Consider the following 13,140-nt stretch of genomic DNA (forward strand, 5'->3'; position numbering starts at 1 on the left):
CAGTCTAGGTCAGAAGCTAGAGCGGTGCGGTTCGCTTCGTCGAATTGTCGGACAATCACGCTTGCTGTCGGCAATGTCTTACACGACGTGGGGGAATACGAGCCGACGAAATGCAGCTTGTTTGAAATGTCCAGGGTGTATGGGAAGGGCGACTGATCAATCGCGTGCGCGGTTCAGCGGCGCCGCGCACCATTAAGAGGCGGGCGCAATGAAGGCTTTTTGATGGCTCTGCGGCGGGGCTTTCATGTGCCCCCTGTTGGAGCAAGCAGACTCGCTCCAACAGGGCAGGGAAACTCAGGCAGTGGGGGTCAACAGTCGAATCGGCTTGCCTGCGACCCAGGCCAGCAAGGCTTCGATCATCTGCCCATAGAACTGCTGGTAGTTCTGGCGGCTGACATAACCCACGTGGGGTGTCGCCAGGACGTTATCCAGGGTCCGAAATGGATGGTCGGCTGGCAGCGGCTCCTCGGCGAAGACATCCAGGGCGGCACCGGCCAGGCGCTTGTGCTCCAGGGCATCGATCAGCGCGGCTTCATCGACAATCGGCCCACGGGCGGTGTTGATCAGCAGCGCCCCCGGTTTCATCCAGCCCAACGCCTGCGCATCTACCAGGCCATGGGTGCGGTCGCTGAGCACCAGGTGTATGGACAGAATGTCGGCCTGCTTGAACAGCGCTTGTTTATCGACGTAGGTCGCGCCGGCCGCGGCGGCTCGTTCGACGGTCAGGTTCTCGCTCCAGGCGATGACTCGCATACCGAATACCTGGCCGAACTGCGCCACTCGCGTGCCAATGCTGCCGAGGCCGAGGATCGCCAGGGTCTTGCCATGCAAGTCACCGCCCAGGCCCTGCTGCCACAGCCCGGCACGCAACGCGTTGGCTTCCGGGACCAGGTTGCGCGTCAGCGCCATGATCAGCGCCCAGGTCAGTTCTGGCGCGGCGTGCTTGTAGCTGTCGGTGCCACAGACCTGGATGCCCAGCGCCGCGGCAGCCTTTAGATCGAGCGCAGCATTGCGCATGCCACCGGTCAGCAACAGCTTGAGGTTGGGCAGGCGACGCAGCAGTGCTTCATCGAAACGGGTCCGCTCGCGCATCACACAGATGACATCGAAGCCTTGCAGGCGCGAGACGAGGGTGTCGTGATCAGCAGGGTAGTCGTGGAGAAAGGTCACCGGGCCGATGCTCTCCAGCGGCGACCAATCCACCACATCTTGCGCCACGCCTTGCCAATCATCGATGACTGCTATTTGCACCGCCATGGAACACCTCGTCAGGGAATGGGTTTGTCCAGCCAGCCGAGCAGGGCCTTGTGGAACCGATCCGGCTCTTCCATCTGGGGCGCATGCCCCAAGTTGGGGAACTCCACCAGCGTCGACCGCGGGATCAGTTGCGCGACCTGCTTGCCCAGCACGTCGTAGCGGCCAAGCTTGGCTTTCACGGCGGGCGGGGCAATGTCGCTGCCGATGGCCGTGGTATCGGACGTGCCGATCAGCAGCAACGTCGGCGCCTTGAGGTCCTTGAACTCGTAATAGACCGGTTGGGTGAAGATCATGTCGTAGATCAGCGCCGAGTTCCATGCCACCTGCTGGTGACCCGGGCCCTTGTTCAATCCGGCGAGCATGTCCACCCAACGCTCGAACTCCGGTTTCCAGCGCCCGCCGTAATAAGTATTGCGTTCGTAGGTGCGGATGCCGTCGGCGCTGAGTTTCAGCTCGCGTTCATACCATTGGTCCACGCTGCGGTAGGGAACGCCGAGGGCCTTCCAGTCTTCAAGGCCAATGGGATTGACCATCGCCAGGCGCTCGACCTGATCGGGAAACTGCAGCGCGTAGCGGGTGGCAAGCATGCCGCCGGTGGAATGGCCCAGCACGACGGCTTTCTGCACACCGAGGGCTTTGAGCAACGCATTGGTGTTGTTCGCCAGTTGCTGGAAGCTGTACTGGTAGTGGTCCGGCTTGCTTGAGGTGCAGAAACCGATCTGATCCGGGGCGATCACTCGGTAGCCGGCCTCGCTGAGGGTCTTGATCGAGTCGCCCCAGGTCGCGGCGCAGAAGTTCTTGCCGTGCATCAGCACGACGCTGCGACCGTTGGCCTTGCCTTGGGCGGGCACGTCCATATAGCCCATCTGCAGTGCTTTGCCCTGGGACTGCAAGGAGAAGTGCTTGAGGGTGTAGGGGTATTTGAAACCTTCCAGCTGAGGGCCATAGGCTGGGCCTTCGGGCGGGTTCTCGGCCTGGGCGAACAGCGGCAGGGCAGCGAGCAAGAACAGGCTGGGTTTCCAGCGGGTAGTCAAACGCGGCATTGTCAAACTCCTTGAGGCAATCGGCCGATCCTGGAACGGCTGGATTATGGCGACATTAATCACAGGCAACCGAACCGTCGGAACGTTCAACCCATCCAGCCCAGGGTCGCGAGCACGAGCACGCCATAACGCAGGCCCTTGGCGAGGGTGACGATGAGCAGGAAGCGGCGCCACGGTTCACCCATCACGCCCGCCACCAGCGTCAGGGGATCACCGATGATTGGCAGCCAGCTCAGCAACAGCGACCAATAGCCATAGCGCTGGTAATGCTGGCGGGCCTTTTCCAGGTGGGACGGGCTGACGGGGAACCAGCGGCGATCCTTGAACTGGTCCACGCGGGTCCCCAGCCACCAATTCACCAGGGAACCCAACACGTTGCCAAGGGTGGCGACCCCCAGCAGCGCCCAGACCGCGTTGCGCTCGCTGAGCACCAGGCCGACCAGCAGCGCTTCCGATTGCAGCGGCAACAGGGTCGCTGCGCCAAACGCCGCCAGGAACAACCCGATGTAAGCCTCAGTGGGCTGGATAGTCCGCCACGACGGTTTGCGTGCCGTCCTTCTTCTGGCCGATCACTTGGTAAGCGTCACTCATGCCGTCCATTTCCATGCCCGGCGAGCCCATGGGCATGCCTGGCGCTGCGATGCCAAGCAGATCGTCGCGCTTGCTCAACGCCAGCACCTGGTCGGCCGGCACATGGCCTTCGACGAACTTGCCGTTGATTTCGGCGGTGTGGCAGGAGCGCAGGGTCGGCGCCACGCCCAGGCGCTGCTTGACCGAACTCATATCGGCCTCGACATGGTCGTTCACTTTGAAACCGTTGTCTTGCAGATGGGAGATCCATTTTTTGCAGCAGCCGCAGTTGGCATCGCGGTGCACATCGATGGTGACCGGCTCGGCGGCCTGGGCCAAGGAAGAGATGAAAACAGCGCTCAGGGCGAGCAGGTGCAGGGGATTGGCCATGGGGATCGGTCTCTTGGCGAACGGAGTTTGGAAGGGAGGATACCAGAGTAGCGGCGCGGGCCTGACGGGAGGCTGAGGGGCGGATTACGGAATTGTCAGGTTGGAAAATGGATTGACCATTCATCTCATCCAAAACGGGTCTTACCCTGTAAGTTCTGACAGTAGACACGCGCGCTATAGACAGAAGTTAATGACCAAGACGCCTTGATGAAAAGATGTTCGACGTAGGACAGAAAAAATAGGCCATCGAGTTAAAGAGACAAGGACGGCCGACTGGCGTTCAGCTTCACTAATTACTCACTAGGAGAAAAGTTATGCTTCTGTTCATTAAAAACCTTCAAAACTCAACCATCACTTTGGACGTCGATCCCGCCTGCTACATCCGTGACTTGAGAGATGAGCTCGAGAAACTAGGGTATCGTAGAGATCGAAGGTTGGTCTACGCCGGTAAGTTACTCCAAGACGATATGCCATTAACCGATTACAAAATCCCACCGGAAGCTACTTTGCATCTTTACGATTGAGCAGGATAGATTCGACAGAATCAGCCGACCTTGAACCGCCCCATGATCGCATTTACCCGACTGTTGGCTTCCAACAGCTGCCGGGTGTTGTTCTCACTCGCCAGGCCGCTTTCCACCAGTTCTTCCACCATGTGGCGAATCTGCACCATGCTGCGGTTGATCTCCTCGGTCACCGCGCTTTGCTGTTCAGCGGCGGTGGCGATCTGCGTGCTGAGGCTGTTGATCTGGCTGACGGAACCGGCCATTTCATCCAGGCCCGAGTTCACCCGAGAGGTGGCATCGGCGGCGGATTGACAACTGGCCTGGGTGTTTTCCATGGCCGCCACCGACGAGCTTACGCCTTGGGTCAGGCGGGTCAGCATTTCGTTGATTTCCGAGGTGCTGGCCTGGGTGCGGGCGGCGAGGGCACGGACCTCGTCGGCCACCACCGCAAAGCCACGGCCCTGTTCGCCAGCACGGGCGGCTTCGATGGCGGCGTTGAGGGCCAACAAGTTGGTTTGCCCGGCAATGGCGCCAATGACGCCGAGGATCTCGGTGATGCGTTGCGCGTCTTGCTGCATGTTTTCCACTTTGCGCGTGGCGCTGGCGACTTCATCGACCAGCGCTACGACACTGTTGGAAGCTTCACCGACCACGACTCGGGAACGATCGGCATGCTCGTTGGCTCGCTGGGTGAACGCTGCCGTCTGCGCCGCGTTTTGCGCGACGCTTTCGGCCGTGGAGCTCATCTCGGTGATGGCCGTCACGGTCTGGTCGGTTTCCGAGGCGTGACGCATGAGGATTTCGCTGGTATGGGCCGAAGTGCGCTGCAGGTTGTCCAGGCTCGAAGCCATGGCGCCGGTGGCCTGGGTGACTTCGCCAATCATGTCTTGCAGATAGGCGATGAACCGGTTGACCGAATGTCCGATGGCGCCCAGTTCGTCTTCGGCGCGGATGGTGATACGTCGGGTCAGGTCGGCGTCGCCGGTGGACAGCGCATCGATGTTGCCCTTTAGAACCTTCATGCGGTGGGTCAGTTGGCGGATCGCATAAAGCTGCATCAGCACCAGCAGGATCACCATGGGAATCTGTAGCAGGCTCAGCGTGCTCAATACGTCATCACGCTGGGCAGTGATCAGGCGGGTCGGCAGGGCAGTGGCGAGGAACCAGGGCGAGCCTTCGATGGGCCGCATGAAGAACGTGCTGGCTTCACCGTTGTTGTCGAATTCGACGCGCTGCGGTTGGTCGCGGTGGGCCAGGCCGGCCTTGACCTGGGCGGCGAACGGGGACGCTGCAGCCAGTTCGCTGATGTTCTTGAGCACGATCGGGCCGCTGATCCGCGAGCTGTTGCTGATGATCTTGCCGTCGCCCTCGACGATCAGCATCTCGGCGCTCAGGTCGGCCTCCTTGCGAGCGATCAGGTCGTTGAAGAAGCCCAGGGTCACGTCAATGGTGGAGACGCCATAAGGCGCGCCGTTTTTCTGGATCGCCATGGCGCAGTTGGTGCGTGGCTCGGCGCTGGCATCATCTTTGTAGGCTGCGGCCCAGGCGCATTTGCCGGGTGGCGTGGCCATGCCGCCCTTGTGCCAGGGCTGCTCGAAGTAGTTCGGTGCGGCATCGCTGTTCCAGAACGTGTTGACGATCAGCATGCCGGAGCCATCGCGGTGCCAGAACGTACTGAACTTGCTGCGGCCTTCCACGCGCTGGTTGGGCAGTGGCCAGATCCCGCCGCCAAACACTTTCATCTCACCGTATTGATCCACCAGGCCCGGCAACACCTTGTCGATGGCATCGCTGTCGAGCAAGGGAATGGTCTGGGTGATGCTGCGTTGCTGGGCCTGGACCTTGTTCAGTTCGCCTTGGATCTGCTCGGCGACCTCGGCAATGCGGTTCAGTGCCACCTGTTCCTCGGTGTGGCGCAGCTTGGGCGCGACCAGGTAACTGATGCCGACCACAGTCAGGATGGACAACACCAGGATGAACAGAACCAGAAACAGCGTGTAGCGGGCCTGAATGGTGCGCAATGAGGGCATGTGGGTGTTCCTTGCACGGAGGCGTCTTTCGGAAACAAATGGGATGAACGTTCCAATTTGTGTCGGCTTCCTTGCCGGGAGCTTGAGCGCAGAGGGCCCCTTTCGTCAGGCGGCCGAGCAGGCCTGCGTGGCTTTCCAGGCTTGGTCGCTGGCCTGCCATTCATCATGGAGTCGTTGCATTGAGGTTGACTGAAGATCGAGCTCCTGTGGGTGTGAGACCCGGTGGAACAGCGCCTGCCAGCCTTGCGCGGTGTCGATTGGCATTATCCCGGTAAAGAAAAAACCGGCGCTCATCAGCAGACGGTGGTCTGTGGCTGTGTGCCGACCGAGGCCGAGCCGCACGGACAGCGGCCAATGCACCGGCAAACCTTGCAACTGCCGGACTAGGCAGGCGTCCATGCGCTCCGCCACGATGTCGATTCGTCCGGGCAGATGACTGATTCGTAACGGTTGCAGTGCGGCGGGGTTGTCGTTGAGGCAGGTCCCGAACTGCAACGCCAGCGGGGCGATCAACCATTGGTGGCAAGCAGGCCAATGGAGCTGCGGCAGCGGTCGAAGGTCGCCACCGACCACTTGGCAGCCCACCACAATGGTTTCGGCCTGGTCCGTTGCGAACGGCGAGGGCACGAAGTCGGGCAGCAAGCCGACGTCATGAAAACCCAACCGTTGCGCCAGCCTTTGGCTGTAGGGATGGCTCGTGACCTGCTTGATCGATAGCCGGGCGAGCCCGAGCGCTGGACTGCCGTCCACCAGGTGCTGGCCCAGTCGGGTAGCGATCTGTCTGCCCTGCAGGACGGGATCCACCGCAACCAACGCCAGCTCAGCGTCTTGGCTGGCGTGTCCCTGGCGGCACAGTGCGGCATGACCGACCACGCGCTCATCCATGACGGCGACCAACGAATGCCATTGCCCCAGCAGATTGTGCTGGCAGATCATCTGCGGCATATAGACGTCAGGCGAGACGTAGTGATCGCCGTATACCCGGCGGAACAGCTCACAGGTGCTGATACTGTCCGCTGGCTGGAACGGTCGGATGGTTACATTGCTCATCCGGCGCCCCCCGTTGCCTTCGGGCCGTACACCCGACGATCGATGATCGCCAGGTGTTTGCCGGAGCGAGGGTGGCGCTCCAGCTCCTGTGCGTTGCAGGTTTGCACTTCGACATGGAGTTGTTCGAGGCCTGGATATTGTTCGATCAGGGCGGCCTTCAGCGCATGCGATCGAGTTTGGCCTGCGTTCGCCTGTACGTCGGGTACCCAATTGAGTAGCAAACGGTCATCGCCTTGCGTGTGCTCGATGATCAGTTGCCATTGCAAACCACCGCCTACGCGCCGGGTAATTTCAGCAATCTCTTCGGGGAACAGCGATAACACGCCAACCCGCACGCGACGGCTTTCCGAGCTGCGTCCCTGGAGGGCGAACTTGCGTCGCGGGGTGCCGGCAGGTTCGCACCAGCTGGCGCGATCTCCCACCGGGTATCGGACGATTGGCATCAAGGTTCGTGTGAAGTTCGTCACGACCAGGTTCCCCGCCTGACCACACGCCTCGATCACCTGGCCGCTCAGTTCGTCAATGATTTCAACCCGCGTCTGCTCGTCGAATACGCGGTGCTCACCCAAGCCGCAGTCCGGCGTGCTGGCACCGACCAGGCCGGCGTCGACGCTGGCATATCCGATGGAAGCGAAGCGCGCATTCGGGAAGGCGCGTTTGAGTGTCGGCAGTTGGCTTTCGAACAGGTTCTCGCCGCCAAACAGGACGGTGGTGATCTGCGTCAGCGCTCGCCCCTGGCCATTGACATGACTTGCAAATGCCAACAGATGCGCGGGTACTCCCACCAGCACGTTGATATTGTGCTGTGTGGAGGCGTCGGCCAATACATCGAAGTCCACCGACCCGGTAAAGGGGAATTCGGTAATCGCGACATCTACGCAGCAAAGCGCTCCATGGATAAACACGAAGCTCGCATACAGGTCTCCGGAAAAAAACAGATTGGCGATTCGATCCCCAGCGCATAGCTGTTCGGACAGGCTGCGACCGAAGCAATCAAGCATCGATTGCCATTCCGCATGGGTGTACACCGACAGCTTGCCTTGGCTGGTCGTCCCGCCGGTTTTCAGGACAAGCGCATCCTTCACCTCAGCGGTCAGGACATGCCAGCTCCCCAGATCGTGACTGCCCTTCCAGTATTCATTGACGTCGACGATCGGTAATTGGTCGAAGTCCGACCCTTGGCTGGGTAAATGGCCAAATTGTTTTTTATAGAACGTTGAGTACGTGCGGATATGCTCAACCCATTGCTCGTAAGAGGAGAAAATGCTCATCAGGGACTAATCTCAAGGCTTGAAGGTCTGCATGTCGGATAGCGGCCGGAAACGACTAGCCGACCATCCTGCAGTCAATGATCAGCGGGACTTTGCCGCTGTGTTTATTACGGTCAAAACGTTCGGCTGGACAGTGCTGCACATCCAGGACGAGCATCGCTGCATTCACGGATGCGCGAAGGGGCGCGATTTCCATCACGTTGCGCCTGACCGTTTCGGCGTCGCCGCTGGTACGAATCAGCAACCGCTCGCAACCGCCGTCTCCATGGTCGAGGACGATTTGGACAGCCGCTTGCGCCCGCTCGGCCAGCTCGCCCGTATTGATGAACTCCGTGGCAATGCGTATCAGGCGGCCGTGGCGTTCGCGCAGCTCGAATCTGGGCGATTCCAGGCCGCACGCGCAGGGGCCGGAAAGCCAGCGTCCAAGGTCGCCGACTTCATATCGTTGGAGGGGGCGCGCCTGGCGTATGCGGGAGGTGAAGAGCAGGCGTCCGGTTTCCCCTGGACCGACGGGGGTGTCCTGTTCGCCATCGACGATTTCCAAGTGTTGGATGCTTTCCATAAGGTGGAACACGCCATCGTCGCTGGCGACGCAGGCATGGCCGAGCGGGCCTGCGTCCACGGTGCCGTAGATGGCCGAGCGGATGCAGGTGACGCCGCATTCCTGGAACAACCTCCTGCTGTCTTGCCCCAAGTGCTCGCCGCCAAACATGACTTTCTGAACGCCGGCATAGCCTTGCAGTGTTGCGCGCTGGGAGCTGAAGAGGCGCTGCAGCGTACTGGGCATGCCGACCAGCGTGTTGATTCGATGAGCAACGATCAGCTGCGCGATTTCGTCGAAGTTGTCGTCTGCTGGTGCGCTCATGGGGTAATGCACGACATTCATCTGCTCCAGGATTTTGCTGAAACTGGAGAATCCACCGTACAGGCTGCCGCCGTAGAAGAGGTTCATGACCCGATCCTGCGATGGATCCAGGCCCGCGGCGCGCAGCCCGTCGGCGGCGGCGCGCATATGGCGATCGAAATCGCGATAACTGTAGGGAGACAGCGCCGGCACGCCGCTGCTGCCGCCTGAGCGGAAGAACAGTTGCGCTTGAGGGGCCGGGGGCAGGGCAAGGAATGCGGCCTTGTCCATGATTGGCGCGGAGGCAGGAAGCGATAGGGCCGGCGCAGGTGCATCCAGCGTGACACGATGACTCGCTGCGTCAGCGTCAAGGCCGACCGATACCCGGCGACTCAATCGCTGCAACCCATAGACCCCATCGTGGGGCTCGCCGTCATAACCCTGCTGTATCTCGACCGTGGAGGAAACGCGAGACACCCCGGCGCTTAGCAGGCGGCGGGCCAACTCAGGCGCCCGTTCCGGCTCACAGACGAGGGCGCAGCTTTGCAGCACGTTGCGCCATGGCAGCAGGGTTTCAGCGAGCACCGCTTCGGGCGCCGGCCTTAGCAGTACTGTGCGAAACAGCGGTGAGGGCTGCAGGTTGCGGTGGTGTTCCCAAAGGATGCGCCAGCCATTCCCGGTCCAGACTTGGCCGGTTTCGCCCGCGAAACTGTAATCCAGGCGGGCCAATGCCGTTCGGGTGGTGATTTCGCAGGCTTCGGCCGCGGTGGTTTCCAGGGCGGGCCAACGCCCGGTGCGACGCTCGAACGCAGCGGCCAAGGCGCTACCCACTGTTTGCATGTGCACCGGGTCATCGCTGTCCACCAGCAGCCATTGCGGGCTGGAACAGGCTTGTTGATCGAGGCGGCAGACTTCATCCACCAACGCATCGAGGGCCTGTGCGCTTGCAGCTGACGGCGTGATGTAGGCAAAGCTGATCCGATGGCCCCAGTCAATCCAGCGGCAGCCGCTTGGAATTTGCTCGCGCAACGCCTTCAACGCGGTTTCGCCGCCCCAGGCGCTGACGCCCTGGGCCAATGCAAAGAGGCGGCCGGTCTCTTGCGTGGCGACAGGCAGTACCGCGACATAACCGCGCAATCGACCACTCGGATCGCAATCCAGGAATGCGGCCAGCAGGTGCGCCGAAAGGTCGCCGTCGCGACTGCTGGGCCGCAACCAGTTCACATTACCCGCCAGCAGGCCTTCCAACACCGCGCAGAATCCCAGCAACGCTGAGTTGCCCGGCGTCACATGCACCACCAGGCCCAGGGGCTGCCAACTTTCGAAAGGGCCGTCGCAGTAATCGATTCGCCGAAGCGAGCGCGGGTCGTCGCCCAACTCCCGCTCCAGCTTGAGGCTCAACGGCTGGCGCGCGCAGAAAGCAATCAGGGCCTGGCGCTGTTCCTCGTCCAGCAAAGGGTTTGGGTCTGCCGAATGCAGCCAGTGTACGAACGCCTCTGCGCAGTCGAGCACTTCTTCGTTGCGAGGCGGGGCTTGCAACAAGGCGGGAAGTTGTAGTTTCAGGCGCTCAAGCGCGGCATCGAGCGTCAGCTCGGCGGTCAATTGACCATTGATGAGGTACATATCAGTTTTCCTTGATCAGTTCGGCGGCGGCCATGGCGCAGCTTCGGCTGGCACTGGTGCCGGCCCGGCCATGAAGCTCGAACCATTGGGTTTTCAAGCCGCAACCACAGTTGGCCGGGTGCAGGGTCGCCAGGTCGCTCATCACCACGGCGTGCGCCGGGCTTGACGAGATGTACGGCGAGACGAACGACAACAACCCTGGCTCGCCGAACGGCTGGACGCTGAAGTCGCAAGGGTGCCGAATGAAGACTTTCGAATAGATCGGCACGTGGAATCGATGGTGGGCGCATTCGATATAAGGCACCGCGTGCTCGACCGCACCGTAGCCGTCGCGGCATCGTTGGGGCTCGATGCCAAGCTGCCGGGTAATGCGTTGGTAGACTTCGTGACGCGGCATTTCCTGCGCCGCCTGTTTTTTCCAGCCACCCCCCAGGAAGACCAGCGAACCAGGAGCGAGCTTGAGGTCGTGAATGCCGATTTCGCGCATACGTTCAAGCACATGCCAGAGCAGCGCCGGGAAGCCGAAGATCCGAACTGGCAAGCCTTCTTCGGCAAATGATTGCAAAGCGCTGATGACGCCAAACACGTCGAACTCATGGCCCTGCCCGGTGCGTCGCAGGGCATAGGCGACGCGATGGGCAGGCGCGAAGCGGCACAGGAACTGATCGGTATAGGCGGTGCCGAGCCGATTGGCCGCTTCGGGCTCATGGCTGAACAGGAGGTAGTTGCATGGGGTGTCCGGCGTCGACCAGCCATAGTGCTCGAATATGTTTGCGACCATGCCCTGGGCCGCCGCCATGCTGCGCTCGTCATAGCGCATGCGACTTTTCTGCCCACTGGTACCCGAGGAAGTCAGCTCCAACGCGTCCTTTGCGCAGGGGCTGAGCAACATTCTCTGTTTGAAATAGCTGGCATAGATCGGGGGCAGGCGCGACCAGTCGGTCAGGTGTTCGAGGTCATCGACCGAGAGCCCGTTCGCGTTGAGCCAGTGTTCGTAGCCGGGCGTATGGTGGCTATGGAACAGGCTTATTTCAGCCATGGCTTTGTCGAACAGCTCGGCGGGCACCGAATCGATGGCATACGGATGTGGTAATGCACACAGGGCATCAGCGTGTGGGAAATGAATCATCAGGTATTCCTTTGGAGCAGCGGATTCAAGAGTGGGCCGCAGACCACGAGGTAAACAGGCGCAAGGCAACGAGACAGCCAAGGCCGGCGATGCCGACCATCAGCGCGAAGGATTCCAGGCTTGCTCCGGCACCCAGCAGCGCCAGCAGCGAGCCCGCCGCGCTCATGACCGCGATGGAGATCATTCCGACCATGGCCGACACCAGTCCTTTGCTGTCGTCGCTGGCGAACAGGGCCAGTCGATACAGCGCGGCATTGCCCATGCCGAGACCGATGGCGTACAGCGACAGGGCACTGACCAGAACGGGGAGGGAAAGCGCGAATTGGCTGGCAACGACCAGGGCGATCAGGCCGGTGCAGAACGGCCAGAGGCTGTAGTGGACCACCCGGCGCACGCCGACCCGTTCCACCAGGGCGTTGAGAATCAGATTGCCGAGAATGACCGCCGCGAAAACCGGAACCTGCCAAACCCCGTACGCCAATGGCGACAGGCCCAGCCCTTGGATCAACAGCAGGGGCGACAGCCCGATCCAGGCAATCAGCGGCAGGCTCATCAAGCCCAGCGCGACGCTGGCCGACATGAATCCTCCGTGGCCCAGCAACGCGCCGTATCGCTTGATGAGCGAGCGCAGGTCCAACGCCTCGACCCTCGGCGTTTCTAATCCAATGTCAGCCCCAGCGATGGTTCGCGGCATGAACCCCCACAACGCCAACCAGCTGACCATCCCCAGGCCTGCCAGCAACATGAACAACTCTCGCCACGACAGCCATTGCAGTAGCAGCCCGCCGGCCAAAGGGCCTAGCAGGGGCGAGAGCAGGGCGAGATTGCCTAGCAAGGCCATGACCTTTACGGCGGCGGCTTCGCAGAAGATTTCCTGGATGGCGGGATAGCTGACCGCGATCACGAAGCCGAGCCCCATACCCTGGATCAGACGAAGCCCGTTGAAGCTTTGCATGTCGCTGACTTGGGTGATCGCCAAGCAAGCCAGCACGAACCCGGCACACCCGACAAGCATGAAGGGGCGTCTGCCATGGCGATCCGACAGTGGGCCGATCAGCCATGGCAACACGATGCCGCCCAGCAGATACAAATTGAATGCGTAGGGAATCTGGTCGGCGGATGCATCGAGGTCCTGGGTCACCATGAGCATGGCGGGCATGACCAGGTCGCTGGCCATATAGGTGAGAAATTCGAAAAGGGCGATTGCCAGGCAGAAGCCTGCCACGCGAATGGGTGTAAGAAGGGGGGGCTGATTTTGCATGGGTACCCAACGTTGGTTTTCAAAAGAAGAAATCACTTCTTTTTCGAGAGTACGTTGGCGCTATCCAGGGTCGAAAGGCGTCTTCCCCTGTAATGGAGTGGGAAAACACATTGGTGTTTGTAGGACCCTTCCTTCGGAGGAGGATTACGCGGGGGAAGGGTAAATA

At 61.1% G+C, this 13,140-nt stretch carries 11 protein-coding genes; 1 reads left to right on the forward strand and 10 read right to left on the reverse strand.

Features of this window, described 5'->3' with window-relative positions; genetic code table 11:
* Positions 1–294 precede the first annotated feature (294 nt).
* The 4 genes from VQ575_RS11775 to VQ575_RS11790 form a co-directional block, all read right to left on the reverse strand.
* Positions 295–1,257 (reverse strand): D-2-hydroxyacid dehydrogenase family protein, encoded by a 963-nt coding sequence (locus VQ575_RS11775; RefSeq protein WP_325919717.1) that lies wholly within the window; start codon positions 1,255–1,257, stop codon positions 295–297.
* Positions 1,258–1,268: 11 nt separating this feature from the next.
* On the reverse strand, positions 1,269–2,300 hold the full coding sequence (locus tag VQ575_RS11780; RefSeq protein ID WP_325919719.1) for an alpha/beta fold hydrolase: 1,032 nt from the start codon (positions 2,298–2,300) through the stop codon (positions 1,269–1,271).
* A gap of 86 nt (positions 2,301–2,386) precedes the next feature.
* Positions 2,387–2,827, reverse strand: coding sequence for a YqaA family protein (locus VQ575_RS11785; protein ID WP_325919879.1), 441 nt, complete (start codon positions 2,825–2,827; stop codon positions 2,387–2,389).
* Positions 2,814–3,260 (reverse strand): DUF411 domain-containing protein, encoded by a 447-nt coding sequence (locus VQ575_RS11790; protein ID WP_325919720.1) that lies wholly within the window; start codon positions 3,258–3,260, stop codon positions 2,814–2,816. The genes VQ575_RS11785 and VQ575_RS11790 overlap by 14 nt, the downstream gene beginning before the upstream one ends.
* A gap of 314 nt (positions 3,261–3,574) precedes the next feature.
* Between VQ575_RS11790 and VQ575_RS27235 the strand changes: the two genes are divergently transcribed.
* Positions 3,575–3,784 (forward strand): ubiquitin family protein, encoded by a 210-nt coding sequence (locus VQ575_RS27235; protein WP_411829948.1) that lies wholly within the window; start codon positions 3,575–3,577, stop codon positions 3,782–3,784.
* Between the two features lie 20 nt (positions 3,785–3,804).
* On the opposite strand, the gene VQ575_RS11795 is transcribed toward VQ575_RS27235, so the two are convergent.
* The 6 genes from VQ575_RS11795 to VQ575_RS11820 form a co-directional block, all read right to left on the reverse strand.
* A complete protein-coding gene (locus tag VQ575_RS11795) occupies positions 3,805–5,796 on the reverse strand; it encodes a methyl-accepting chemotaxis protein (protein ID WP_325919722.1) in 1,992 nt (663 codons plus the stop codon).
* 105 nt (positions 5,797–5,901) lie between these two features.
* Positions 5,902–6,846 carry a GNAT family N-acetyltransferase gene (locus tag VQ575_RS11800; protein WP_325919723.1) on the reverse strand — a complete coding sequence of 315 codons (945 nt, stop codon included), beginning with the start codon at positions 6,844–6,846 and terminating at the stop codon, positions 5,902–5,904.
* A complete protein-coding gene (locus VQ575_RS11805) occupies positions 6,843–8,117 on the reverse strand; it encodes a phenylacetate--CoA ligase family protein (protein ID WP_325919724.1) in 1,275 nt (424 codons plus the stop codon). Before VQ575_RS11805 ends, VQ575_RS11800 begins: the two co-directional genes overlap by 4 nt.
* Before the next feature lie 55 nt (positions 8,118–8,172).
* Positions 8,173–10,584, reverse strand: coding sequence for an acyl-CoA reductase (locus VQ575_RS11810; RefSeq protein ID WP_325919726.1), 2,412 nt, complete (start codon positions 10,582–10,584; stop codon positions 8,173–8,175).
* 1 nt (position 10,585) lies between these two features.
* Positions 10,586–11,713, reverse strand: coding sequence for a LuxE/PaaK family acyltransferase (locus tag VQ575_RS11815; protein WP_325919727.1), 1,128 nt, complete (start codon positions 11,711–11,713; stop codon positions 10,586–10,588).
* A 25-nt stretch (positions 11,714–11,738) separates the two neighbouring features.
* Positions 11,739–12,974, reverse strand: coding sequence for an MFS transporter (locus VQ575_RS11820; protein WP_325919728.1), 1,236 nt, complete (start codon positions 12,972–12,974; stop codon positions 11,739–11,741).
* Positions 12,975–13,140: the final 166 nt, after the last annotated feature.

It is taken from the genome of Pseudomonas frederiksbergensis (assembly GCF_035751725.1).
GTDB lineage: Bacteria > Pseudomonadota > Gammaproteobacteria > Pseudomonadales > Pseudomonadaceae > Aquipseudomonas > Aquipseudomonas frederiksbergensis_A.